Genomic DNA, 24,864 nt, shown 5'->3' with positions numbered 1-24,864 from the left:
CCGTGGCGGAGCTGGTCATCGCCCGGAACCCCGATCCGGGGTCGTCGCTGGGGTATCTGCTCTGGCTGCCGCTCGGCGACGGCCTGGTGTTCCGCACCTCGGACACGTGGCCGCGCACCAAGGCGCTGTACTGCCACCCGGCCGACCCCGAGGAGTGGCCGGCCGACCCCGACGTGGTCGAACGGACCCCGTTGCGCTCCTGCGCCCGGCGCGGCGCCGCCATCGACGTCGTGCTCGACCGCACCCGCGAGAACCGGTCCCAGATCGTCTACACGCGCGGTCGCGGGCGCGACATGGTGTTCTGGCAGTCCCCGCGCACGCGCAAGCAGGCGCGGCCGCAGGTCCGGACGCCGACGGCGCGCGCGTCGGGCACGGACGACCTCGAGATCGTCGTCGACGCCCACGAGCGCTACCCGTACAGGTTCTCCTCCCAGCAGACCCGCGTCGTCCGGCGCACCCTCCCGGCCGGCGACTACGGGGTCGTCCTCGACGGGACGCTCGTGGCGTCCGTCGAGCGCAAGTCGCTGTCGGACCTCGTCTCCAGCGTCGCGAACGGGCGGCTGCGCTTCGCCCTGGGCGAGCTCGCGGCGCTCCCCCGCGCGGCCGTCGTCGTCGAGGACCGGTGGTCGCAGGTGTTCGCGCAGCGGCACGTCCGGCCCGCGCAGGTCGCCGACTCCCTGGCGGAGCTGCAGGTGCGGTGGCCCACCGTCCCGATCGTCTTCGCCGAGACGCGGCCGCTGGCCGAGGAGTGGACCTACCGCTATCTCGCCGCCGCGCTGGCGTGGGCCCGCGACGAGCACGCCATCGGTGCCCGCCTCCCCGGCGCGGACCCGGAGCTCCCGGCGGGGACGGCACCCGAGCCGTCCACCGCCGAGGTCCGCGCGTGGGCGCGCGACCAGGGCATCGACGTGCCGGACCGGGGTCGGCTGCGACCCGAGGTGTGGGCGCGCTACCGGGAGGCACACGGTTGCCCCGACGCGGCCGCCGACCGAGACTCGTGAGCATGGGCAACGATCCCGAGGTCCTCGTCATCGGGGCCGGCTTCGCCGGGCTCTACACGATCCACCGGCTGCGCGGGCTCGGGATCTCCGTTCACGGGCTCGAGGCGGCCGACGACGTCGGCGGCACCTGGTACTGGAACCGGTATCCCGGCGCGCGGTGCGACTCCGAGAGCTACTACTACTGCTACTCCTTCTCCCGGGAGCTGGAGCAGGAGTGGGAGTGGTCCGAGCGCTACCCGGGGCAGGCGGAGATCCTCTCCTATCTCGAGCACGTGGCCGACCGGTTCGACCTGCGGCGGTCCTTCTCGTTCTCGACCCGCGTCGTCGCGGCGGAGTGGGACGGCGACCGGTGGGTGGTCGACACCGCGGACGGCACGCGGTGGACGTGCCGGTGGCTGGTCACCGCGGTCGGCTGCCTGTCGTCGGCGAACGTCCCGGACATCCCGGGGCTGGAGTCATTCGCCGGGACCTGGCACCACACCGGGCAGTGGCCGCACGAGGGTGTCGACGTCACGGGGCAGCGGGTCGGCGTCCTCGGCACCGGGTCGACCGGTATCCAGGCGATCCCCGTGCTCGCGGCGTCGGCCGGGCACCTGACGGTGTTCCAGCGGACGGCGAACTTCTCGATCCCCGCGCGCAACGCGCCGCTGTCGGCCTCCGAGGCGGCGGGGTACAAGGCCGACTACCCGGCGATCCGCGCGGTCCAGCAGGCCTCGACGAACGGGCACCCGTTCGTCGTCAGCGACGTCGACACGCTGGCCCTGCCCGCCGGCGAACGCCGCGACCTGTTCGAGCGGGCCTGGGAGCGCGGCGGGCTGCGCTTCCGTGCCGCGGTGCGCGAGGTGCTCACCGACCCCGCCGTCAACGACCAGGCCTCCGAGTTCATCCGTTCGAAGATCCGATCGACGGTGCGCGATCCCGAGGTCGCCGAGACGCTGCTCCCGCGCGACCACCCCTTCGCGACCAAGCGCCCGCCGATCGACACCGAGTACTTCGAGACCTACAACCGGTCGAACGTGACGCTGGTCGACGTGCGGGCCGACCCCGTCGCGGAGATCACGCCGGACGGGGTGCGCCTCGCGTCCGGTGCGGAGCACGGGCTCGACGTGCTGGTCTTCGCCACCGGCTTCGACGCGCTGTCCGGGCCGTTGCTGCGGCTCGGGATCCGCGGGCGCGACGGGGTCGCGCTCACCGACGCGTGGGCCGAGGGCGCCGCGACGTACCTCGGGCTCGGTGTTGCCGGGTTCCCGAACCTGTTCACGATCACGGGACCGGGCAGCCCGTCGGTGCTGACGAACATGCCGACCTCCATCGAGCAGCACGTCGACTGGATCGCCGACCTCGTCGCGCACCTGCGGGCGCGAGACCTCGACGCCGAGCCGACGCCGCAGGCCCAGGAGCGGTGGGCCGAGCACGTGCGCGAGGCGGCGGACGCGACGCTGCTCCCGCAGGCGGCGAGCTCCTGGTACCTGGGCGCGAACGTGCCGGGCAAGCCGCGCGTCTTCCTGCCCTACGCCGGTGGCTTCGCGCGGTACCGGGAGATGTGCGACGCCGAAGCGGACGCGGGGTATCCGGGGTTCGCGCTCCGGGAGCGGCGGCGGGCGAGCGCCTGAGTGGGTGGGTGCTCGGCGGCGCCGTCCCCGGTGATCAGGAGCGCGTGGTGCACGGCCGTGCGCGGATCGGCGTCGATGACGCGCCCGTGATCTTTCGTGGGGGCCTGCGGGCCAGTGCGCCGGTCGCGAGAAGCACGTGGAACATGATCGAGAGGTTTCGCGACCTGCCGAACGTGCCACTCGCGTCGTCCGGCGAGGCCCGCGGCTCGCCGGCCCCGGACAGCCGGCCGCGAGAAGCATGGTGCACATGATCGAGAGGGTTCGCGACCTGCCGAACGTGCTTCTCGCGCGTCGTGCGGCGATGCTCGCTCCCCGTCGACCCCGTCTCGGCGTGTCGCGCCGGCGAGCGTGTGGCGATCCTGGCGTCACGTGCCAGGAAAGCCGCATTGCTCGTACACCCCGGGCGTCGCACACCCCCGGCGCCGGTGCACGCCCCGGTCCACCGAGGACCCGGTGATCCGGGGGGTTTCCTGACGGTGGTCGTCAGCGTGGACGCCACGCTCACGCCCACCCCGGACCTCGGCCTCAGGCGGTCTGGAGGGCCGGGCGGTCGGGGTGGTCGGCGCGGACGACGAGGTCGGCGACGGCGACGGGGTCGACCTCGTCCTCGTAGCGGGCGTAGGCGGGCAGGGTCCAGGCCTCGTCGGCCGGGGTGCGGCGCTGCAGCACGGTGGCCGAGAGCGCGAGGTGCACGGTCAGGTCGGCCGGCAGGCCCCGCCCGAGGAGCAGCGGGCCGTCGACCACGACGACACCGGACTCCGGCAGCGCGATCCGCTCGGCGCGCACGGCGCGATCGACGTCGACGTCCCAGAAGCGGGGCAGCACCTGCCCGCTGCCGCCGGGTTCGACCGGTGCGAGGACCTCCCGCACGAGCGCGCCGGCGTCGAGCCAGTCGTCGTAGAACGCGTCCGGGTCGGTGCGCCCCCGCTCGAGGCGCACCGACGCCGGGCGCAGGTAGTCCCACGCCGAGACCCGCACGACGGGCCGCGAGCGCAGCCGCAGCGGATCGACCAGCGCGTCGGCGAGCACGTCGGGACGTGCCGGCGGCGCGCCGTCGACGAGCACCCGGACGCGGCCCGTCGCGGCACGGTCGATCGCCGCGACGAGCTCGTCGGCGAGGGCCTCGGGGGTCAGCGGACGGATCGGCACCCGTCCCAGGATGCCCTCACGCCTGGGAGGCGTTGCGGATGGTGTCCTGGCCCGCGTGCTCCTCGGAGGCCTCGTCGGCCTCGTCGGCCTCGGGCGGGCGGGGATGCATCATCGACAGGGCCACCAGCGTGATCACCGCGCAGATGATGATGTAGATGGAGATCCACGTGGTGGAGCCGGTCCCGGCCAGGATCGCGGTCGCGATCAGGGGCGCCGGGCCGCCCGCGGTGATGGACGCGAGCTGGTATCCCAGGCCCGCGCCCGTGTAACGGATGCCGGTACCGAAGCTCTCCGAGATCAGCGCGGCCTGCGGCCCGTACATCATGTCGTGGAAGACCAGGCCCAGGATGATCCCGAGCAGGATCAGGCCGCCCACGGCCGTGTTGAGCAGCGCGAAGTACGGGAAGGCATAGAGGCCCGTCAGCACGGCCCCGACGCCGTAGACCAACCGTCTGCCGAGGACATCGGAGAGCCACCCGAAGAACGGGACGCTGATGATGCCGATACACGCCGCGACGATGAGGTACAGCAGGAGTTGCTGGCGGTCGAGGTCCAGCTGGCGCGTGCCGTAGGCCAACACGAACGACGTGAAGATGTAGAAGGGCGCCTGCTCCGCCGTGCGCACGAACATCGCCTTGAGCACATCGCGCCACTGGGTGCGCAGCGTCTCCGCCAAGGGCAGCTTGGCCACCTTGCCCGACGTCTTGATCTGCGCGAACGCCGGGGACTCGAGCACACTCAGCCGGACCCAGAGCCCGACGCCGATGAGGATGATGCTGGCGATGAAGGGCACGCGCCAGCCGCCGTCGAGGAAGCCGGGGCCGGCGAAGAAGTAGACCACCGCGGTGCCCGACGCGAGACCGAGAGGGACCCCGACCTGTGGCCACGAGGCCATGAGGCCCCGCTGGCGGCGGTGGCCCCACTCCATGGCCATGAGCACCGAGCCGCCCCACTCACCACCGACGCCGATGCCCTGCAGCACCCGCAGCAGGGTGAGCAGGATGGGGGCCCAGACGCCGATGGACGCGTAGGTCGGCAGACAGCCGATGAGCACCGTCGCGCCACCCATCAGGAGCAGGGTCGCCACGAGGCTGTACTTGCGTCCGATCCGGTCGCCGTAGTGGCCGAAGATCGCGGCGCCGATCGGCCGGGCCGCGAACCCGACGAACTGGGTGGAGAACGCGGCGAGGACACCGCCCGCTCCGGCGCTGTCGAAGAACAGCGGCCCGAACACCAGCGCGGCGGCGGTGTTGTACAGGAAGAAGTCGTACCACTCGATCGTGGTGCCGACGGTGCTCGCGACGACCGCACGGCGCTTGAGCGCCCGACGGTCGGCTCCGGCCGGGAGTGTGCTCATGCCGGACTATGTTCGCGATCACACTCACACAGGGCAATACCTCAGGTGCCCCGAGTGACTGGTCCGTTCAGGTCAGATCACCGAGAAGCGATCGGTCAGTTGCTCTCCGTCGTCACGCGAGATGACGCAACTGACCTGCCGTCCTCCGGACGTGCCACCGGCCGACCGCGGGTCGGCGAACGCGGCCCGGCTCGGGATGACGGCCGTCATGTGGAGGTCGCCGCGGTCGACGCCGCTGGCGGTGGGCACCAGCAGGTCGGAGTCCTGGTAGAGCGCGCAGTACGAGCGCCCGAAGTCGGCCAGGGCGGCCTCGCCCGGGTAGGACACCGGGCGGCCCTCCCCGACCGGTGAGGTCGCCGCGACCACCTCGACGTCGTGCGGGTTGCCGCACTGCGCGTCGGCGTCCGCGCCGAACCCGGGGCCTGCCGCGAGCCGGCCGCGCGCGCACTGGCCCTCGAACAGCGTGAACTGCCCGAGGTCGCCGTCGGGCCCGTAGCTCAGGACGTCGGGCTCGGCCGTGAACGGGCGCCAGCCAGCGAGCAGCGCGCCGACCAGCAGCACCACGAGGACGGCCACCACCGCCCCCGCGGCCAGCGCCCCGGGCTGCGACGCGACCCGGCGCGCCGTCTCCGCGGCGCTCAGTTCTCCTGCTCCACGCGCAGCGCCTCCTCCTCGGCGGTCCCCGGCTCGCGATCGATGGCGGCGACCTCGCCGATCGCGTCGTCGGCCGGCAGGCCCGTGGGCTCGGCGTCGCCGTTCGCCGAGGACAGCCCGAGCTCGACCTCGCGACCGGCCTCGGCGAGCTGCTCGTCGGCGGCGACCCCGTCGCTGCCCTGCGCGTCGAGCACCGCCCCGCCCCCGACGCCGTCGACGGCGTTGGCCGGATCGTCGATCGACTCGTCGAGGTCGTCGATCGGGGTGGCGGCCACCGGCCGGCCGGGGGCCTCCTCCTCGCCGACGTCGGGCTCCTCCTGCGGGAGGCGCTCGTCGATCGTGGCGTCCTCGGTCTCCCACTCCTGCGTGCCGCCGAGACGGACGTCGCGGCTGTAGCCCTCGGGGGCGTCCATGCCGTCCTCGAGCGGGTCGGCGTCCAGACGGTCCTCGTCCAGGACGACCGACGGCTCGTCGCCCAGGTCCGTCGTGTCGTTCTCGACGGCGGCCTCGGTCGGGTCCACGAACTGCTCGCTCACGCGTCCTCGCTCCTCGTCACGGCAGCGGCGGACATCCTCCGCCGTCGGGGAGCGGTTCCCGTCACCGGGTCCCCTCATGCGCGCGGCGCGACCGCGTGACGAGCCCGCGCGACGAGCGGCGGCCCACCTCGGTGATCGAAGTACCGATACGGACGCTCAGCGTCTGTGACGGCACTTCGCTGACACACCTCAGCCGCGGATGCGCGTGGTGCCCTCGCCCCACTCCTTCGCGCGGAGCTCGAACTTCTGGATCTTCCCGGTCGAGGTCTTGGGGAGCTCGTCGACGATCTCGACGTCGCGGGGCGCCTTGTAGCGCGCGATGGCGCCCCTGACGTGCTCGATGATCTCGTCGGGCTCCGCCGACCGACCGGAGCGCAGGATGACGAAGGCCTTCGGGCGCTCGCCCCACTTCTCGTCGGGCACCCCGACCACGGCGGCCTCGAGCACCGCGGGGTGGGACAGCACGGCCTGCTCGACCTCGACCGTGGAGATGTTCTCGCCGCCGGAGATGACGACGTCCTTGGCGCGGTCGCGCAGCTCGACGTAGCCGTCGGGGTGCATCACGCCGAGGTCGCCGGAGTGGTACCAGCCGCCGGCGAACGCCTTGGCCGTCGCGTCCGGGTCGCGGAAGTAGCCGGACATGACGTTGTTGCCCTGCATGACGATCTCGCCCATCGTCTCGCCGTCCCGCGGCACGTCCACGAGCTGCACCGACGCCCAGTCGGTCACGTCCTCGCCCAGGACCTCGACCACCCGCAGCGGCTCGGTCTGCAGCATCCCGACGCCCTGGCGCGCCTGCAGCCTCGCCCGCTCGTGCTCCTCCAGCGCGCGCCAGTCCTCCTGCCACTGGCACACCGAGTACGGCCCGTAGGTCTCGGTGAGCCCGTAGACGTGCACGATCCGGAAGCCCATCTTCTCCATCTCGAGGATGGTCGTCGGGCTCGGCGGGGCGCCCGCGGTGGTGACCACGAGCGCGTAGTCGAGGGTGCGCGCCTCGGCCGCGTTCATGATCGTCGTGACGACGGTCGGAGCGCCGTTGAGGTGGGTGACCCGGTGCTCGCCGATCAGCTCCCAGATGCGGTCACCGCGCACCTCGCGCAGGCACACGTGCGTGCCGCCGATCGCCGTGACGGCCCACGGGGTGCACCAGCCGTTGCAGTGGAACATCGGCAACGTCCACAGGTAGACGCTCGACGGGTCGTGGTACGAGTGCACGATCTCGCCGAAGGAGTTCAGGTACGCGCCGCGGTGGTGGTACTGCACGCCCTTGGGGCGCCCGGTGGTGCCCGACGTGTAGTTGATGCTGATCGTCGAGCGCTCGTCGTCCACCGCCCACGGCAGGTCGTCGCCCTCGTCGCCCCGCGCCAGCAGGTCGTCCCACGTCGCGCCGTCGACCGACGTCCCGGCGTCCGGGCCCTGCGGGTCGACGAGGGTGACGATCTCGCGGACCGTCTCCAGCGAGTCGGCGATCGGCTCGACCGTGCCGCGCAGCGCCGAGTCGACGACCAGCACGGTCGCCTGCGCGTGGTCGAGGATGTACCGCACCTCCTCGCCGGACAGGCGCGTGTTCACCGCGACCAGCACCGCACCCGCCAGCGGCACCCCGAAGTGGGCGACGAGCATCGGGGGCACATTGGGGAGCAGGCAGGCGACCCGGTCCCCGGGCGCGACACCGCTCACCCGCAGCCCACGCGCGAGGCGCTGGGCCGCCGCGGCGAACTGCGCGTAGGAGATCCGCTCGGTGCCGTGGACGATCGCGGTCTTGTCCGGATAGACGTCCGCCGAGCGGCGCAGGAACGACAGCGGCGTCAGTTCGGTGATCCACGTCTGCGAGGAGTCCGCCATACCCCGATCCTGGCAGCACTCACCCCGGTTCGGCACCGAACGCCCGCGCCTCCGCCCGGTCCATCGCGGCCACGACGTGCTCGGTGTCCTCGCCCGCGAGCGTCCGGCGACGGGCCTCGAAGTAGAGCACCCGGACGATCCCGGACAGCCGCGCCGCCTCGATCCGGGCGGCCACCGCGGCGTCGGAGTCCCCGCCGGCCTCGGCCACCAGCACCGCGGCCAGGGCGTCCTCCTGCTCGGCGAACATCGCGCGCTCCCGGGTGCGCAGCGCCGGGCTCGCGTCGACGGTGCCGAAGAACTGCGGGCCCACGATGGCCAGCGCCGGCCACCGGGCGGCGAGCCGGGCGCGGTACTCGGCGCGGACGGCGTCCTGCGCCGCGGTGCCGGGCGCCCGGGCGGTCACGGCGTCGGCGAGCATGGCGATGATCTCGGGCGCGCGGTCGAAGAGCAGGTCCTCCTTGAGCGGGAAGTAGTTCGTCACCGTCATCTTCGCGACCTCGGCCGCCGCCGCGATCTGCGCGATCGTCGTCGCCTCGAACCCCTGGACGGCGAACAGCCGCGTCGCGACGGCGGCGATGTGGTCGCGCGTCGCCTTCTTCTTGCGCTCCCGCAGCCCGGGTCCCGGCGAGGTCACGGCGGCACGGTAACAGTTTTGGGCTTGACCTCTTCATAGGTGCGACCTAATTTAAGGTCGTGCCCTCCGAGACCCGCCCTGATCGCACCGCCATCCCGGCTCGTCGAGGCGACGGCACGACACGGCCGCAGCACGACGTCCTCGTCGCCGGGGGCGGCCCGGTCGGGCTCCTGGTCGCGGCGGAGCTCGCGCTCGCGGGCGTCGACGTGGCCGTCGTCGAACGCCGGACCGAGCCCGACACGACGATCAAGGCGGGGGCGATCGTGCGCTCCGCCGTGCACGCCCTGGACCGCCGGGGCCTGCTCGACGCGGCGCTCGCGGTCCAGGAGCGGGCGATGGCGCAGTTCGTGCGCCTGCCGCGCCGGCCCGGCCCCGCCCACCGGCGGCCACATCGCCGCGTTCCCGCTGCGGCTCGACCTCATGGACGTCCCCGACGGGTCCGATGGGCCCGACACGGGCCCGCTCCCGTTCATGGTCGCGATCCCCCAGCACGAGCTGGAGACGATCCTGCGCGACCGGGCGGCCGAGCTCGGTGTGCCGGTGCGCCGCGGGGTCGCCGTGACCGGGGTCGACGCCGACGACGAGGGCGTCACGGTGCACGACGACGCCGGGGGCACCGTGCGGGCGCGCTGGCTCGTGGGGGCCGACGGCGGGCGCAGCGTCGTGCGGAGGGCTGCCGGGATCGGCTTCCCCGGCACCGACCCGGAGATCACCGGGCGCCAGGCGCTGGTCGACCTCGCCGAGGCGGACGACCTGGAGCCCGGCTGGCACCACGGCCCCGAGGGCGTCTGGTGCGTCGGCCCGGCGCCCGGACGGATCCTCACCGTCGAGTTCGACGGCCCGCCCCCGGACCGCGACGTCCCCGTCACGGCCGAGGAGCTGGAGAAGTCGCTGCGCCGGGTCACCGGCACCCGGGTCCGTGTCACCGCGGTGCACAGCGCCACCCGCTGGACCGACAACGCGCGGCAGGCGTCGGCCTACCGGGCCGGACGGGTGCTGCTCGCCGGCGACGCCGCCCACGTGCACCCGCCGTTCGGCGGGCAGGGGCTCGGGCTGGGCCTGTCCGACGCGATGAACCTGGGCTGGAAGCTCGCCGCGGTGGTGCACGAATGGTCCGGCGACGCGCTGCTCGACACCTACGACCCGGAGCGGCGACCGGCGGGCGCCGAGGTCCTGGAGCTCACCCTCGCCCAGGTCGCGCTGATGCGCCCCGACCCGAAGACGATCGCGCTCCGCCGGTTCGCGGGGCAGCTGCTTGACACCCGCGCCGGCGTCAACGCCGCCGCCGCGCTGCTCGCCGGGCCCGACGTCCACGCACCGCTCCCCGGTTGGGAGGACGACCCGCTGGTCGGGCGCCTCGCCCCCGAGGTACGGCTCGACGACGGCCGCCGGCTCGCCGAGGTCGCCCGCGACGGCCGGTTCACCCTGGTCACCGACGGGACGGTGCCGGTGCCCGACCCCGAGTCCGACCCCGACCGGACCACGACCGTGCCCGGACCCCGGCCGATGCTCGTGCGGCCCGACGGGGTGGTCGCGTGGTCCGGACGGGCTCCTCAGTGCCCGCGGGCGGACACCGCGTAGTCCGGGGGCGCGTCGGAGCCCGGCGCGGTGGGGAGCCCGACCGCGGCCCACGCCCGGAAGCCGCCGACGACGTCGGTGGCGCGGTGCAGGCCGATCTCCTGCAGGGCGGCGGCGGCCAGCGAGGACGTGTAGCCCTCGGAGCAGAGCACGATCCACCGCCGGTCGTGGTCGGTCGCCTCGGCGATGCGGGCCTCGCAGGTCGGGTCGAGGCGCCACTCGAGGTGGTTGCGCTCGATGACCAGCGCGCCGGGCACCGTGCCCTCGGCGAGACGCTGCCAACCCGGCCGGATGTCGACGAGCAGCGCGCCGTCCTCGACGGCCGCGGCGGCCTCGCTCGGGCCCAGCCGCGCGAGACGGTCCCGGGCCCGGGCGAGCAGCGTGTCGACGGCGCTCATGCGGAGATCATCTCACTCCGGCGACTGTCCGGGCGCGACCAGCTCGGAGCGCACGCGGCGCAGCACCCCGCCCTCGACGCCGTAGTACGACATCGCCGACAGCGGCGGCGAGTACGCGTGCACGCTGACCGCGGTGTCGGCGGCGCGGTTGCTGACGTCGTGCACGTGCCCGAGCCCGAAGGCGACGCTGCGGCCCGGGTCGAGCACCCGGCGGCGCAGGCCCGGGCCGCGGGCGGGCACCTCCTCGGCGGGGCAGGTGCCGTCGTCCTCGCTGCCCGCGCTCCAGCGCCACTCGGTCAGCGCGCCGCGCACGACGGTCAGCGCGCCGAGCGACCCGCCGTGGTCGTGCAGCTCCGCGGCCTGGTCGGTGGCCCAGGAGATGAGCCACACGTCGAGGTGCTCGTCGGCGTGCAGGCGCCGCGACCACCGGTGCACGGGGTCGACCTCGACGGTGTGGCCGCCGGCGTCGACCTCGGCGGCGACCTCGCGGGTGAGGGCGACCAGGTCGGCGAGGCTCGCGGACGTCGGGCCGTCCTGCCAGCGGCGGCGGTCGGCGCGTCGGGATCGGGGGCGGGTGAAGGGGGACCGCGGCGCGCTGTCGGGGGTGGCGCGGTCGGGAATGGCTCGGTCGTGCGTGAGGTGGTCGACCAGGGCGGTCACGGGATTCGTCCTCCGGAACGGGCGTCCGCGCACGCACGCGGCAGGCCTCGGGGCCGGTTCCTGGGAGGGGTGCGGTGCGCGGGCGAGGGGACGTCACGGCCGGGCGGCCGCGACGGTCGTCTCGTCAGACCCGGGGACACCACTGGTCGAACAGGTGCGCACGACGGCTCTCCCAGAGGGGGCCGAGGAAGAAGTGCCGCACGCCGACATCTCACCACGGCCGCGCGGGGACGTCACGCCCGGGCCCGGCGACATGTCGATCACCACCTCCGGCGTGATCCGGCGGGCTGTCGGGGAGCCGTCCTAGATTGGAGTGGACGCGGCCCCGGCTCACGCCGCCGTCACCCCCACCACCACACCCCGGAGGGCACCACGGAGCGCGATCAGCCCGACCGCACCGACCGCACCGACCCGACCCGTCGCTGGATGCGCCGCCTCGCGCGGGACTGCTGGCGCCACCGCGCGCTCACCGTCGCGGCGCTCACGGCCTCGGTGCTCGGCGTCAGCCTCGAGGCCGTCGGCCCGCTGCTCATCGGCACGGCGGTCGACCGTGCCGTCGCCGGGTCCACCGCGGGGCTCACCGGGCTCGTCGCCGCCATGGCCGCGATCGCGGTGGTCCGGTTCGGCGCCGCGTTCCTGCGCCGCTACCTCGGCGGACGGCTCTCGCTCGGGGTCCAGCACGACCTGCGGCGGCGCGTGTTCGGCTCGGTGTCGCGCCTGGACGGGCCGAAGCAGGACGCGCTGCGCACCGGGCAGGTGGTCTCGCGCGCGAACTCCGACCTGCAGCAGGTCCAGGGCCTGCTCGGCATGGTGCCGCTGGTGGCGGGCACGCTCGGCCAGCTCGTGGTCTCGGTGGCGATCATGCTGTGGCTCTCGCCGCTGCTCACGGTCGTGGCGATGATCGTGCTCCCGGTCGGCGTCGTCTTCACCGGCCGGATGCGCCGGCGGCTGTTCCCCGCGACGTGGTCGGCCAGCCAGCGCGCCGCCGAGGTCGCCCAGCACGTCGAGGAGACCGTCACCGGCGTCCGGGTGGTCAAGGGCTTCGGGCAGGAGGCCCGGGAGGTCTCCCGGCTGCGCGAGGCGGCGCGGCGGCTCTACGCCGAGCGCCTGCGCGCCGCGTGGCTCAACGCCCGCCTGACGCCGACGCTCTCGGCGCTGCCCACGCTCGGGCAGCTCGGGGTGTTCGCGCTCGGCGGGGCGATGGCGCTCAGCGGGCAGATCTCGCTGGGCACGTTCATCGCGTTCACGTCCTACATCGCCGCCCTCGTCGGCCCGGCGCGCCTCGTCGCCGGTCTCGTCGTCATGGGGCAGCTCGCCCGCGCCGGTGTCGAGCGCGTCTACGAGCTCATCGACTCCCAGCCCGAGATCGTGGACGCGCCCGGCGCCCGCGCCGTCCCGGACGGCCCGCTGGGCGTCGAGCTCGACGACGTGCGCTTCGGCTACGCGCGCAGCGAGCCGGTGCTCGACGGGCTGTCGCTGACCATCGCGCCCGGCGAGACGGTCGCGCTCGTCGGCACGGCGGGGTCGGGCAAGTCGACCGTGGCGCTGCTCGCGCCGCGGTTCTACGACGTGCAGGGCGGCGCGCTGCGCCTCGGCCCGCCCGGCGAGGCGGTCGACGTGCGCGACGTGCGGCTGGAGTCGCTGCGGCACGCGGTCGGCGTCGTGTTCGAGGAGGCGTTCCTCTTCTCCGACACGGTCCGGGCCAACATCGCCTACGGCTGTCCCGACGCCAGCGAGGAGCAGATCCGCGCCGCCGCCGTCGCCGCGCAGGCCGACGGCTTCATCGCCGAGCTGCCCGACGGCTACGACACCCGCGTCGGCGAGCGTGGGCTGACGCTGTCCGGCGGCCAGCGCCAGCGCGTCGCCCTGGCCCGGGCCCTGCTCTACGACCCCCGGGTGCTCGTCCTCGACGACGCCACCTCCGCGGTCGACGCCACCACCGAGGCCGCGATCGGCGAGACGCTGCGCGCGGTCACGGCGGTGCGCACGACGCTGGTCATCGCCCACCGGCGCTCCACACTGACGCTCGCGGACCGGATCGCCGTGCTCGACGGCGGCCGCGTCGTCGACGTCGGCACGCGCGCGGAGCTCGAGGGCCGCTGCCGGCTGTTCAACGAGCTCCTCGCCGGGCCGAGCGAGGAGATCGACGAGCAGGGCCGGGTGCCCGAGCCGGACGACGAGGCGCGCCACGAGAGCGGCATCACGACGGCCCTCTGGCCCGACGCCCCCGATCCGGACCGGCCCGCGCCCCCGCCCGCGCCCACCACGGTCGCCCCGGGCTCGGCGGCGCTCGGCGGCGGGCTCGACGGCACGGCGCCCGCCGACATGCGCGAGGCGCTCGACCGGCTGCCGCCGGCGACCGAGGAGCCCGACCTCCACGGCGAGGACCCGACAGCCCCCGACCCGCGCTTCCGCCTCGCGGGCCTGCTGCGTCCCGTGCGCTGGGCGCTCGCGCTGGTGGTGCTGTTCGTGGCGCTCGACGCGGCCGCCACCGTCGCGTTCCCGTCGCTCGCGCGCCTGGCCGTCGACGGCGGCATCCAGGGTGGTTCGCTGGACGTCCTGTGGCTCGCCGTCGGGCTCGGCCTCGTCGTCGTGGCCGTCGACTGGCTGGTGGTCGCCGCGCAGACGGTGCTCACCGCGCGGGTCGGCGAGGGCCGGCTGTTCCTGCTGCGCACGCGCAGCTTCGCCCACCTCCAGCGCCTCGGGCTCGACTTCTACGAGCGCGAGCTGGGCGGCCGGATCATGACCCGGATGACCACGGACGTCGACGCGCTGTCGTCGTTCCTGCAGACCGGGCTCGCGCAGGCCGTGGTCGCGGTCCTGACGATCGTCGGCGTCGCCGTGGCGCTGCTGGTCACCGACCTCGAGCTGGCGCTGGTCTCGCTCGCCGTCATGCCCGTGCTGATCGTGGCGACGGTGATCTTCCGGCGGATGTCGTCGATCGCCTACGCAGAGGCCCGCGAGCGCGTCAGCGTCGTCAACGCCGACCTGCAGGAGAACGTCGCAGGGCTGCGGGTCGCGCAGGCGCACACCCACGAGGCGATCTCGGCCGCGACGTTCGCCGACAACAGCGACGCCTACCGCCGCGCCCGCCTCCGCGCCCAGCGCATGATCGCGACGTACTTCCCGTTCGCCGCGATGCTCTCCGACCTCGCGCAGGCCGCGGTGCTCGGCGTCGGCGCCGCGCGGGTCGCCACGGGCGGCCTGTCCCCCGGCGTCCTCGCCGCCTTCCTGCTCTACCTCGCGATGTTCTTCGGCCCGGTGCAGCAGCTCTCGCAGGTGTTCGACGGCTACCAGCAGGCGCGCATCGGGCTCACCCGCATCGGCGAGCTGCTGCGCACGCCGACGTCGGTGCCGGCGCCCGAGCACCCGGTGGTGCTCGACGACCTGCGCGGCGAGGTCGAGCTGCGCGACGTCGGCTTCTCCTACGCGGGCGCCACCACCCCGGCCCTGTCGGACTTCTCCCTGAAGGTCCCGGCCGGGCGCACCGTCGCGCTGGTCGGCGCCACCGGCGCGGGCAAGTCGACGGTGGTCAAGCTCGTCGCCCGGTTCTACGACGCCACCGACGGCAGCGTCCTGATCGACGGCGTGGACATCCGCGAGCACGACCTCCCCACGCTGCACCGGCGCCTCGGCGTCGTGCCGCAGGAGGCGCACCTGTTCGTCGGCGACGTCGCCTCGAACATCGCCTACGGCGCCCCCGACGCCACCCCGGCGCGCATCGAGCAGGCGGCGCGCGACGTCGGCGCGCTGGAGATGATCGCGTCGCTGCCCGCGGCGTTCCGCCAGCCGATCGGCGAGCGCGGCGGCGGCCTGTCCGCGGGGCAGCGCCAGCTCGTCGCCCTGGCCCGCGCCGAGCTCGTCGACCCGCGCCTGCTGCTGCTCGACGAGGCCACGGCGGCGCTCGACCCGTCCACGGAGAGCGCGGTCCTCGCGGCCGGGGAGAAGCTGTCGGCGCCGCGCACCACGTTCGTCGTGGCCCACCGGCTGGCCACCGCGTCACGCGCCGACCACATCGTCGTCATCGACGGCGGGCGGATCCTCGAGGAGGGCGGCCACGGCGAGCTGCTGGCGCGCGACGGGGCCTACGCGCGGCTCTGGCGCGCCGGCGCGGGCACGGTCGACGACGCCGTGGGCGACGGCGGTCTCGCCGACCCGGACACGGACGCGGACGACGACCTCGCCCGGGCCGGCTGACGGCGCCGCCCGACCGCGCCGCCCGACCGCGCCGCCCAGCCGCGCCGCCACACCGCCGACCGCGCGCTCCGGCCGTCGGCCGCCGCGGGGTCCTCGGCGCGCCACCGCCGACCGCGCCGGGGCCCGCCCTCGTCGCCGCACCGCCCCCGGTTACTGGCTGGTATCCCTCGCCAGGCGAGGGATACCAGCCAGTAACCCCCACGCCCGTCCGGTCCCGCGACGGCGGCCGAGCGGCGGACGCGGCGCCGCGTCGACGTCCACGTGACGCACCGCGCACCCGTGAATGCCGTAGGTCACAGCACTCCGGGCGGACCTGGGTCATGGACCGGTGCAGTACACGACACGGCATCAACCCTGCGCCCTGTCAAGCGCTAATCTGGACACGCTTCCGACGCCACCGCGACGACTGATTGAGGCGATTTCGAGTCGTGTCGAGTAGTAGCCCGACCGCCCAGTTCGGACCCAACGAGTGGCTGGTCGACGAGATGTACCAGCGCTACCTCGCCGATCCCTCCTCCGTCGACACGGCGTGGCACGACTTCTTCGCCGACTACAGCCCGGACACCGCGGCGCCCGACGAGGCCGGTGCGCACGCGAGCGCCGGCAACGCCGTCAACGGCACCGCCGGGCTCTCGGCCGAGGCCGCGACGCCACGGAGCCAGGGCACGTCCGCCGGCAACGGCGAGGCGCAGGCCGCGCGCGCCACCACCGACGCACCGGCCGAGAAGGCCCCGGAGAAGCCCGCGCCGACCGGGTCGACGCCGTCCACCAGCACGTCCGCGTCCACGAGCACGTCGGCCCCGGCGGGCACGCCCTCGTCGGCGGCGTCCGGGCAGTCCGGCGACGGCGCCGGCAAGCCGGCCGCGGGCACCACGAGCCCGGCGAAGTCCGCGCAGCCCGGCTCGGGCGCGGAGAGCGCCGAGACCACGAAGCCGCTGCGCGGGGCGCAGAACGCGATCGCCAAGAACATGACGGCGTCGCTGCAGCTGCCGACGGCGACGAGCGTGCGTGCGGTGCCCGCCAAGCTCCTGGCGGACAACCGCATCGTGATCAACAACCACCTGCGGCGTACGCGCGGCGGGAAGGTGTCGTTCACCCACCTGCTCGGCTACGCGATGGTGCGCGCCCTCGCGGACTTCCCGAACATGAACCGGCACTTCGGCGAGGACTCCAACGGCAAGCCCGCCGTCGTCGACCCCGGTCACGTCAACCTCGGCCTGGCGATGGACCTGCCGGGCAAGGACGGCTCCCGCTCGCTCGTCGTCGTGGCCCTCAAGGGCACCGAGAACATGAGCTTCGCGCAGTTCTGGGCCGCCTACGAGGACATGGTGCGCAAGGCCCGCACGGGCTCGCTGACCAGCGAGGACTTCGCCGGCGTCACGATCTCGCTGACCAACCCGGGCACGATCGGCACCAACCACTCGGTGCCGCGCCTGACGGTGGGCCAGGGCACGATCGTGGGCGTCGGGGCCATGGAGTACCCCGCGGAGTTCCAGGGGGCGAGCGAGGAGAAGCTCGCCGACATGGGCATCAGCAAGATCATCACGCTGACGTCCACGTACGACCACCGGATCATCCAGGGCGCCGAGTCCGGCGACTTCCTGCGCCGCATCCACCACCTGGTGCTCGGCGAGGACGGCTTCTACGACGAGATCTTCGCGTCGCTGCGGATCCCGTACGAGCCGATCCGCTGGCGCCAGGACCTGCCGTCCTCGACGATCGACCGCACCGCGCGGATCATCGAGCTGATCGACGCGTACCGCACGCGCGGCCACCTCATGGCCGACACCGACCCGTTGTCGCACCCCCAGCGCAAGCACCCCGACCTGGACATCGCGTCGCACGGGCTCACGCTGTGGGACCTCGACCGCGAGTTCCCGGTCGACGGGTTCGCCGGGTCCCGGACCATGAAGCTGCGCGACGTCCTCGGCGTCCTGCGCGACTCGTACTGCCGCACGGTCGGCGTCGAGTACATGCACATCCTCGACCCGGACAGGCGCGACTGGCTGCAGGAGCGCATCGAGCGCCCGCACGAGAAGGTGCCGGTCGCCGAGCAGAAGTACATCCTGTCCAAGCTCAACGCCGCCGAGGCGTTCGAGGCGTTCCTGCAGACCAAGTACGTCGGGCAGAAGCGCTTCTCGCTCGAGGGCGCCGAGACCGTCATCCCGCTGCTCGACGCGGTGCTCGACACCGCGGCGGCGCACGAGCTGGACGAGGTCGTCATCGGCATGCCCCACCGCGGGCGGCTCAACGTGCTCGCGAACATCGTCGGCAAGCCGGTCTCGCAGATCTTCCGCGAGTTCGAGGGCAACCTCGACCCCGGCCAGGCGCACGGCTCCGGCGACGTGAAGTACCACCTCGGCGCCGAGGGCAAGTTCTTCCGGATGTTCGGCGACGGCGAGACCACGGTGTCGCTGACGTCGAACCCCTCGCACCTCGAGGCCGTCAACCCGGTGCTGCAGGGCATCGTGCGCGCCAAGCAGGACATCCTGGACAAGGGCCCCGACGGCTTCACGGTCCTGCCGGTGACCATGCACGGCGACGCCGCGTTCGCGGGTCAGGGCGTGGTCGCCGAGACGCTGAACCTCGCGCTGCTGCGCGGCTACCGCACCGGCGGCACCGTGCACGTCGTCGTCAACAACCAGGTCGGCTTCACCACCGCCCCGGAGCACACGCGCTCGTCGCAGTACTGCACCGACGTCGCGAAGATGATCGACGCACCGGTCTTCCACGTGAACGGCGACGACCCCGAGGCCTGCGTCTGGGTCGCGCGGCTGGCGGTGGAGTTCCGCGAGCGCTGGAACTCCGACGTCGTGATCGACATGATCTGCTACCGGCGCCGGGGCCACAACGAGGGCGACGACCCCTCGATGACCCAGCCCGAGATGTACGACGTCATCGACGCCAAGCGGTCGGTGCGCAAGACCTACACCGAGTCGCTCATCGGGCGCGGCGACATCTCGCTCGAGGAGGCCGAGCACGCGCTGCGCGACTACGGCAGCCAGCTCGAGCACGTCTTCAACGAGGTCCGCGAGCTCGAGAAGGCCGACCCCGGGCCCAGCCCGTCGGTCGAGTACGAGCAGGCGGTGCCGAACTCCCTGCAGACGTCGGTGCCGCTCGACGTCATCCAGCGGATCGCGCACGCCTACAGCGAGCTGCCCGAGGGCTTCGCGGTGCACCCGCGCGTCAAGCCGGTGCTCGAGCGGCGCGGCAAGGCCGCGGCGATCGACACCGAGGAGGGCATCGACTGGGCCTACGCGGAGCTGCTGGCGTGGGGGTCGCTGCTCATCGACGGCAAGCTGGTGCGCCTGTCGGGGCAGGACTCCCGGCGCGGCACGTTCGTGCAGCGCCACTCGGTGATCATCGACCGGCACGACGGCACCGAGTACGTGCCGCTGCGCCACCTGACCTCCGACCAGGGCAAGTTCATGCCCTACGACTCGGCGCTCTCGGAGTTCGCCGCGGTCGGGTTCGAGTACGGCTACTCGGTGGCCAACCAGAACGCGCTGGTCATGTGGGAGGCGCAGTTCGGCGACTTCGTCAACGGCGCCCAGTCGATCATCGACGAGTTCATCTCGTCCGGTGAGGCGAAGTGGGGCCAGACCTCGGACGTCGTGCTCATGCTGCCGCACGGCCACGAGGGTCAGGGGCCTGACCACACCTCGGGGCGCATCGAGCGCTTCCTGCAGCTGTGCGCCGAGGGGTCGATGACGGTGGCCCTGCCGTCGAGCCCGTCGAACTACTTCCACCTGCTGCGCCGGCACGCCACCGACGGCGTGCGCCGCCCGCTGGTCGTCTTCACCCCGAAGTCGATGCTGCGCAACAAGGCCGCGGTCAGCCCGGTGGAGGAGTTCACGTCGGGCGGCTACCGGCCGATCCTCGACGACCCGACGTTCGCCGAGCACGGCGCCGACGGCGTGCGGCGCGTGCTCCTCTGCGCCGGCAAGATCTACTACGAGCTGGTCGCCGCGCGCGACAAGGCGGGCCGCACCCACGACACCGCGATCGTGCGGATGGAGCAGCTCTACCCGCTGGCCACCGACGAGCTCACGGCCGTCCTCGACCGGTACCCCAACGCGACCAACGACGTCCGCTGGGTGCAAGAGGAGCCGGCGAACCAGGGCGCCTGGCCGTTCCTGGGTCTGTGGCTGCCGGAGCGGATGAACGGCCGGCTGCCGAGCCTCACGCGCATCTCCCGGCGCCGCATGGCCGCCCCGGCCGCGGGCGTCGCGAAGGTGCACGAGGTGGAGCAGAAGGCGCTCATCGCCGAGGCGCTCGCCGACTAGCGATGTACTTCACCGACCGCGGGATCGAGGAGCTCGAGGACCGACGGGGCGAGGAGGAGGTCAGCCTGTCCTGGCTGGCCGACCGCCTCCGCGCCTTCGTCGACGCCCACCCCGAGCACGCCGGCGCCGCCGACCGGTTCGCGACGTTCCTCGCCCGCGACGACGCCGACGAGGAGTAGGGACCGGCGAGCGGGGGTGCTCGCCGGGTTCCTGACCGGGCCCTGTCGGTGATCACGAGCGCGTCGTGCACCTCGCCGGCGCGCCGGGGGTGCACGACGTGCCCCTGATCTCGCGTGTCCGGGCGAGCTGGTTCGTCCGGGCGGGCGCGCTGCTCCATCTACGCCGCCCCCCGACGAATGACCGGCGCTCTCGCTGCCTCGGAAGCAGCGAGAGCGCCGTTCGTTCCGCGAAGCCCGGGCGCGCGCCGGTCACGCGAGTCCGAACTCGCGCATCTTGCGGTAGAGGGTGGTGCGCCCGATCCCGAGCGCGCGGGCGGCGTGGCTGCGGTTGCCACCGGCGTCGCGCAGGGCTCCGACGACGGCGTCCCGCTCGGCGCGCTCCAGCAGGCCCGGCGTACGGCCGCGCGCCCGGATCTCCGCGGGCAGGTCGTCGGGCTCCACCACGCCGCCGCGGGCCCGTCGCGCGAGGGCGACCACGGTGGTGCGCAGCTCGGCGACGTCGCCGGGCCAGGGCCAGGCCGCGAGCACGTCCCAGCTCGCCGGGGCCAGGCGGGTCGAGCGCTCGGGCTCGTCGAGCCCGGCCAGCATCGACCGCACGAGCGCCGGGAGGTGCGCACGGCTCCCCGCGAGCGACGGGAGCCGGACGACCGTGGCGAGCCGGCGGACCACGCCCAGGACCGCGTCGCTCGCCCGGTCGGCGTCCAGGGTGAGCGCGAGCGGCCCGCCTGCCTCGCCGATCGCGGTGAGCAGGCCGAGGTCGTCGTCGGCGACGGCGTGCACGCGCCGCACGACCACACCGCGCCCGGCGACCGCCGCCGCCTGGGCGCCCATCCACCAGGCCGGGTCGTGGGCGGGGTCGACGACGGCGGGATCCCCGGCGCCGTCGACGCCCAGGACGCCCCGGGCCGTGTGCGCCTTCCCCGACCCCGCGGGGCCGGCGACCGCGATCCGCTCGCCGTGGCGCAGCGCCGCGCGCAGCTCACGGTCCACGTCCGGAACGTGGTGCAACGACACCGGCGACGGTGGCGCGGGGAGGGCTGCGGGAAGGGCTGCGGGAAGGGCTGCGGGCCCCGCCGGACGCTCCGGCAGCAGCCGCACGCTGAACGCGACCCGCCCGCGGTCGTGGATCGGCTCGACGAGCGCGTCCCGGACCCCGTCGGGCAGCGGGACCGCCATCCGGCAGGGGCGTCCCGGAGCCCGCTCGAGGAGGAACCGCCACAGCAGCGGGTGCAGGTCCGGGCCGGTGTGGACGAGACCGCGGCGGTTGGCCAGCAACGTCTCCTCGTCGACCACGAACGCCCCGTCGGCGGCGCCGTCGACCGTGAGGTAGGAGCGCACGAGGCGGCGGCGCCGCTCGCCGGCCTCGTCGACGAGGCGCTGCTCGATCTGGCGCCCGATGTCGGAGGTCATCGCGGTTATGAGAGGGTGCACGTCGCGCACCGCGCAGGCCAGCGAGAACCCGCCGAGCATCCGGCCGGTCCAGGGCTCGATGATCGGGGTGCCGGCGCACGTGAGGTCGTCGAGCCGCGGGTTGTAGTGCTCCGGGCCGCGCACGAGGACCGCGCGGCGCTCGACGAGCACCGTACCGAGGCCGTTGGTGCCGACCGCGTGCTCGGAGAAGTCGGAGCCCTCGACGGCGCTCGCGCGGTCCATGGCCGTGCGCTGGCGGCGCTCCTCGGCGTGCCGGACCACGATCCGGCCCGTCTCGTCGGAGAGCACCATCGCGACGGGCACGTCGGCGAAGCTGTGCCGCAGCCGCTCCAGGACGGGCGCGGCGGCGCGGGACAGCGCGTCGGCGGCCTCGTCCGGCTCGCGGTAGGGGATGTGCGCCGGGTCCACCGGCACGCCCTCGCCCACGCACCGCCGCCAGCTCGTCTCGATCACCGACGGCACGCCGGCCCGGCCCGGGGGCGCGACGAGGACGCCGTGGTCGAGCAGCGCCTCGCGGCTGCGCCGCGTGCGCACCATCTCGGCCGACGACATCGTCGGCCGGCCCTCGTCCCGATGCATCGTCCCGCCCGTCGGTCGGCCCCCCGCGGCACAGACCCGCTCCCACAGTGCCCCACGTCACAGAACGGCGCCAGATCGTCGCGCCGAGTTCCGCGCGCCGGGGCTGTTCCGGATCGGAACAGCCGCACGCCCCGCGCCCGGGGGAAGGGTCCGGTGTCGAGGTGCGAGTGCGAGGAGGCACGCCATGACGGAGACGAGCACACCGACCCCGACCGCCGGCCCCGGGTCGGCCGGGGCGGACACCCTGCGGACGCTCTACGCCGACTGGACCGAGATCATCACGTCGACGCCCGACCTGACGACGCGCCTGTTCCGCAGCGTCTTCGACGAGTGGCACCAGGCCACCCGCGAGCCCGAGGACGTGACCTACGCGGAGGAGACGATCGGCGGGGTCCCCGGTATCTGGACCCTCCCGCTCGGCGCGGACCGCACCCAGGTCCTGCTCTACACGCACGGCGGCGGGTTCGCCGTCGGCTCGGCGTCGAGCCACCGCAAGCTCGCCGGCCACGTCGCCAAGGCGCTCGGCGTGACGGCATTCGTGCTCGACTACCGGCGCGCCCCGGAGCACCCGCACCCGGCACAGGTCGAGGACGGCGTCGCCGTCTTCCGCGCGCTCGTCGACCGGGGTGTCCGCCCCGAGGACATCACGACCATCGGCGACTCCGCGGGGGGCAATCTCGCCATCGCGATCCCGCTCGCGCTGCGCGAGCAGGGCGCCCCGCTGCCCGGGCGGGTGATCGCGTTCTCCCCCTGGCTGGACATGGAGAACACCGGCGAGAGCCTGGTGACGAACGCGGCCACCGACGCGCTGGTCACGGTGCCCCTGCTCGAGAGCATGATCGCGGGCGTCCTCGCCGAGGGCCGGATCCACCCGCGCACGCCGCTCGCCAACCCGCTGCACGCCGACCTCGCCGGGCTCCCGCCGCTGTACCTCAACGCGGGGAACGCCGAGACGCTGCGCGACGACGCGGTGCGGTGCGCCGCGCGCGCCGAGGCGGCCGGTGTCGACGTGACGCTCTCCGTGGTCGACGACATGCAGCACGTCTTCCCGTTCATGGCCGGCGTCGCGTCCGAGGCCGACGACGAGATCGCCGCCATCGCCGCCTGGTACCGCCGCTGACCCCCGGAAGGGATCCCGCCATGAGCACCACCGTCACCCCGGACCTCGACGCGATCGTCATCGGCGCCGGATTCGGCGGCATCTACATGCTGCACACGCTGCGCGACCGGCTCGGCCTGCGCACCCGCGTCCTCGAGAAGGGCGGCGGCGTCGGGGGCACCTGGTACTTCAACCGGTATCCGGGCGCGAAATCCGACACCGAGGGCTTCGTCTACCGCTACTCCTTCGACACCGACCTCCTGCAGGAGTGGGACTGGAGCACGCGCTACCTCGACCAGCCCGACGTCCTCGCCTACCTCGAGCACGTCGTCGAGCGCTTCGACCTCGCCCGCGACATCCAGCTCTCTACGGAGGTCACCGGCGCGGCGTTCGACGAGGAGGACGACCTCTGGCACGTGACGACCGCCGCCGGCGAGCGGCTCACGTGCCGCTACCTCGTGACGGCGCTCGGGCTGCTCGCGAAGAGCAACGTCCCCGACATCCCCGGGCTCGACGAGTTCGCCGGGCGCCTCGTGCACACCAACGCCTGGCCCGACGACCTCGACATCCGCGGCCGGCGGGTCGGCGTGATCGGCACCGGCTCGACCGGGACCCAGTTCATCGTGGCCGCCGCCCCGATGGCCGAGCACCTGACCGTGTTCCAGCGCTCGGCGCAGTACGTCGTCCCGTCGGGCAACGGTCCGGTCGGTGCCGACGAGGTCGCGCGGACCAAGGAGGACTTCCACGCCATCTGGGAGCAGGTGCGCGGCTCGATCGTGGCGTTCGGGTTCGAGGAGAGCACCGTCCACGCGATGGACGTCTCGGCCGAGGAGCGCGAGCGGGTGTTCCAGGAGAACTGGGACAAGGGCAACGGCTTCCGGTTCATGTTCGGGACGTTCTGCGACATCGCCAGCGACCCGGACGCCAACGCCGCGGCCGCCGCGTTCATCCGCTCGAAGATCGCCGAGACGGTCGACGACCCGGAGACGGCCCGCAAGCTCACGCCCAGCGACCTCTACGCCAAGCGCCCGTTGTGCAACGAGGGCTACTACGAGATCTTCAACCGGGACGACGTCACGCTGGTCTCGCTCCAGGAGAACCCGATCGAGCGGATCACGCCGCACGGCGTGCGCACCGCGGACGGGGTCGAGCACGAGCTCGACGTCCTCGTGCTCGCCACCGGGTTCGACGCCGTCGACGGCAACTACCGCGCGATGGACCTGCGCGGGCGCGGCGGGCGGCACATCGACGAGCACTGGACCGAGGGGCCGACCAGCTTCCTGGGCGTCTCGGTGGCCGACTTCCCGAACATGTTCATGATCCTCGGGCCGAACGGGCCGTTCACCAACCTGCCGCCGAGCATCGAGGCCCAGGTCGAGTGGATCGGCGACCTGGTCCGGCGGACCGAGGAGTCGGGGTCCGCGACGGTCGAGCCCACCCAGGACGCCGAGGACCGGTGGACGCAGACGTGCCGGGAGATCGCCGACATGACGCTGTTCCCGCAGGCCGAGTCGTGGATCTTCGGGGCGAACATCCCGGGCAAGAAGAACGCCGTGATGTTCTACATGGCCGGGCACGCCGCGTACCGGGAGCAGCTCGCCGGGGTCGCGGACGCCGACTACGAGGGGTTCGTGCTGACCCCGCGCGACGAGGCCCGGGCGTCCTGAG

The 24,864-nt window shown here is 73.8% G+C and carries 17 protein-coding genes and 1 pseudogene; 9 read left to right on the top strand and 9 right to left on the bottom strand.

Going from position 1 to position 24,864, the window contains the following annotated elements:
• Positions 1 to 2 precede the first annotated feature (2 nt).
• Together QSK03_RS24735 and QSK03_RS24730 are read left to right on the top strand one after the other, a co-directional pair.
• Entirely contained in the window at positions 3 to 1,001 is a 999-nt protein-coding gene (locus tag QSK03_RS24735; protein WP_285657707.1) for an ERCC4 domain-containing protein, read from the top strand.
• Positions 1,002 to 1,003: 2 nt separating this feature from the next.
• Positions 1,004 to 2,614 carry a flavin-containing monooxygenase gene (locus QSK03_RS24730; RefSeq protein ID WP_285657705.1) on the top strand — a complete coding sequence of 537 codons (1,611 nt, stop codon included), beginning with the start codon at positions 1,004 to 1,006 and terminating at the stop codon, positions 2,612 to 2,614.
• 525 nt (positions 2,615 to 3,139) lie between these two features.
• On the opposite strand, the gene QSK03_RS24725 is transcribed toward QSK03_RS24730, so the two are convergent.
• From QSK03_RS24725 to QSK03_RS24700, 6 genes are all read right to left on the bottom strand, one after another.
• Complete coding sequence (locus QSK03_RS24725) at positions 3,140 to 3,763, bottom strand: nucleoside/nucleotide kinase family protein (protein ID WP_285657703.1); 624 nt, start codon at positions 3,761 to 3,763, stop codon at positions 3,140 to 3,142.
• Positions 3,764 to 3,779: 16 nt separating this feature from the next.
• The gene (locus QSK03_RS24720) at positions 3,780 to 5,120 is read right to left on the bottom strand and encodes an MFS transporter (RefSeq protein WP_285657702.1); all 1,341 of its coding nucleotides are present in this window, start codon (positions 5,118 to 5,120) and stop codon (positions 3,780 to 3,782) included.
• Positions 5,121 to 5,192: 72 nt separating this feature from the next.
• Positions 5,193 to 5,696 carry a hypothetical protein gene (locus tag QSK03_RS24715; RefSeq protein ID WP_285657701.1) on the bottom strand — a complete coding sequence of 168 codons (504 nt, stop codon included), beginning with the start codon at positions 5,694 to 5,696 and terminating at the stop codon, positions 5,193 to 5,195.
• A gap of 62 nt (positions 5,697 to 5,758) precedes the next feature.
• Complete coding sequence (locus tag QSK03_RS24710) at positions 5,759 to 6,310, bottom strand: hypothetical protein (protein WP_285657699.1); 552 nt, start codon at positions 6,308 to 6,310, stop codon at positions 5,759 to 5,761.
• Positions 6,311 to 6,499: 189 nt separating this feature from the next.
• Positions 6,500 to 8,155 carry an acyl--CoA ligase family protein gene (locus QSK03_RS24705; protein ID WP_285657697.1) on the bottom strand — a complete coding sequence of 552 codons (1,656 nt, stop codon included), beginning with the start codon at positions 8,153 to 8,155 and terminating at the stop codon, positions 6,500 to 6,502.
• 19 nt (positions 8,156 to 8,174) lie between these two features.
• Positions 8,175 to 8,789, bottom strand: a complete 615-nt coding sequence (locus tag QSK03_RS24700) for a TetR/AcrR family transcriptional regulator (protein ID WP_285657695.1) — start codon at positions 8,787 to 8,789, stop codon at positions 8,175 to 8,177.
• A gap of 59 nt (positions 8,790 to 8,848) precedes the next feature.
• Here QSK03_RS24700 and QSK03_RS33210 point away from each other — a divergent pair.
• Positions 8,849 to 9,103: pseudogene (locus QSK03_RS33210) on the top strand (FAD-dependent oxidoreductase); the annotation flags it as partial.
• A gap of 106 nt (positions 9,104 to 9,209) precedes the next feature.
• Positions 9,210 to 10,370 carry an FAD-dependent monooxygenase gene (locus QSK03_RS24690; RefSeq protein ID WP_285657691.1) on the top strand — a complete coding sequence of 387 codons (1,161 nt, stop codon included), beginning with the start codon at positions 9,210 to 9,212 and terminating at the stop codon, positions 10,368 to 10,370.
• Here QSK03_RS24690 and QSK03_RS24685 read toward each other — a convergent pair.
• Both QSK03_RS24685 and QSK03_RS24680 read right to left on the bottom strand, forming a co-directional pair.
• Positions 10,343 to 10,765, bottom strand: coding sequence for a rhodanese-like domain-containing protein (locus QSK03_RS24685; protein WP_285657690.1), 423 nt, complete (start codon positions 10,763 to 10,765; stop codon positions 10,343 to 10,345). The two genes, QSK03_RS24690 and QSK03_RS24685, sit on opposite strands and share 28 nt — an antisense overlap.
• 12 nt (positions 10,766 to 10,777) lie before the next feature.
• Positions 10,778 to 11,425 carry a cysteine dioxygenase gene (locus QSK03_RS24680; RefSeq protein ID WP_285657688.1) on the bottom strand — a complete coding sequence of 216 codons (648 nt, stop codon included), beginning with the start codon at positions 11,423 to 11,425 and terminating at the stop codon, positions 10,778 to 10,780.
• Positions 11,426 to 11,851: 426 nt separating this feature from the next.
• Here QSK03_RS24680 and QSK03_RS24675 point away from each other — a divergent pair, with 426 nt between their 5' ends.
• The 3 genes from QSK03_RS24675 (at position 11,852) to QSK03_RS24665 (ending at position 20,087) form a co-directional block, all read left to right on the top strand.
• The gene (locus QSK03_RS24675) at positions 11,852 to 15,622 is read left to right on the top strand and encodes an ABC transporter ATP-binding protein (RefSeq protein ID WP_285657687.1); all 3,771 of its coding nucleotides are present in this window, start codon (positions 11,852 to 11,854) and stop codon (positions 15,620 to 15,622) included.
• Positions 15,623 to 16,107: 485 nt separating this feature from the next.
• Complete coding sequence (locus QSK03_RS24670; RefSeq protein ID WP_502872215.1) at positions 16,108 to 19,908, top strand: multifunctional oxoglutarate decarboxylase/oxoglutarate dehydrogenase thiamine pyrophosphate-binding subunit/dihydrolipoyllysine-residue succinyltransferase subunit; 3,801 nt, start codon at positions 16,108 to 16,110, stop codon at positions 19,906 to 19,908.
• A gap of 2 nt (positions 19,909 to 19,910) precedes the next feature.
• Positions 19,911 to 20,087 carry a DUF6104 family protein gene (locus QSK03_RS24665; RefSeq protein ID WP_285657684.1) on the top strand — a complete coding sequence of 59 codons (177 nt, stop codon included), beginning with the start codon at positions 19,911 to 19,913 and terminating at the stop codon, positions 20,085 to 20,087.
• Between the two features lie 249 nt (positions 20,088 to 20,336).
• Here the strand turns inward: QSK03_RS24665 and QSK03_RS24660 are convergent, their stop codons facing one another.
• Positions 20,337 to 22,097 carry a sigma-54-dependent Fis family transcriptional regulator gene (locus QSK03_RS24660; protein WP_285657682.1) on the bottom strand — a complete coding sequence of 587 codons (1,761 nt, stop codon included), beginning with the start codon at positions 22,095 to 22,097 and terminating at the stop codon, positions 20,337 to 20,339.
• A gap of 184 nt (positions 22,098 to 22,281) precedes the next feature.
• Here QSK03_RS24660 and QSK03_RS24655 point away from each other — a divergent pair, with 184 nt between their 5' ends.
• Positions 22,282 to 23,217 carry an alpha/beta hydrolase gene (locus QSK03_RS24655; RefSeq protein WP_285657679.1) on the top strand — a complete coding sequence of 312 codons (936 nt, stop codon included), beginning with the start codon at positions 22,282 to 22,284 and terminating at the stop codon, positions 23,215 to 23,217.
• Positions 23,218 to 23,237: 20 nt separating this feature from the next.
• Positions 23,238 to 24,863: a flavin-containing monooxygenase gene (locus tag QSK03_RS24650; protein WP_285657677.1), complete on the top strand. Its 1,626-nt coding sequence runs from the start codon at positions 23,238 to 23,240 to the stop codon at positions 24,861 to 24,863.
• Position 24,864: the final 1 nt, after the last annotated feature.

Origin of the sequence: Actinomycetospora sp. NBRC 106375 (assembly GCF_030269665.1) — a bacterium.
Taxonomy (GTDB): domain Bacteria; phylum Actinomycetota; class Actinomycetes; order Mycobacteriales; family Pseudonocardiaceae; genus Actinomycetospora.
This window is presented reverse-complemented; position numbering and strand designations above follow the sequence as displayed.

Coding starts and splice junctions, on each gene's coding strand:
- QSK03_RS24685 (WP_285657690.1), bottom strand. CDS start 10,765: ATGAGCGCCGTCGACACGCTGCTCGCCCGGGCCCGGGACCGTCTCGCG.
- QSK03_RS24675 (WP_285657687.1), top strand. CDS start 11,852: ATGCGCCGCCTCGCGCGGGACTGCTGGCGCCACCGCGCGCTCACCGTC.
- QSK03_RS24665 (WP_285657684.1), top strand. CDS start 19,911: ATGTACTTCACCGACCGCGGGATCGAGGAGCTCGAGGACCGACGGGGC.
- QSK03_RS24720 (WP_285657702.1), bottom strand. CDS start 5,120: ATGAGCACACTCCCGGCCGGAGCCGACCGTCGGGCGCTCAAGCGCCGT.
- QSK03_RS24730 (WP_285657705.1), top strand. CDS start 1,004: ATGGGCAACGATCCCGAGGTCCTCGTCATCGGGGCCGGCTTCGCCGGG.
- QSK03_RS24660 (WP_285657682.1), bottom strand. CDS start 22,097: ATGCATCGGGACGAGGGCCGGCCGACGATGTCGTCGGCCGAGATGGTG.
- QSK03_RS24670 (WP_502872215.1), top strand. CDS start 16,108: ATGTACCAGCGCTACCTCGCCGATCCCTCCTCCGTCGACACGGCGTGG.
- QSK03_RS24650 (WP_285657677.1), top strand. CDS start 23,238: ATGAGCACCACCGTCACCCCGGACCTCGACGCGATCGTCATCGGCGCC.
- QSK03_RS24705 (WP_285657697.1), bottom strand. CDS start 8,155: ATGGCGGACTCCTCGCAGACGTGGATCACCGAACTGACGCCGCTGTCG.
- QSK03_RS24690 (WP_285657691.1), top strand. CDS start 9,210: ATGGACGTCCCCGACGGGTCCGATGGGCCCGACACGGGCCCGCTCCCG.
- QSK03_RS24655 (WP_285657679.1), top strand. CDS start 22,282: ATGACGGAGACGAGCACACCGACCCCGACCGCCGGCCCCGGGTCGGCC.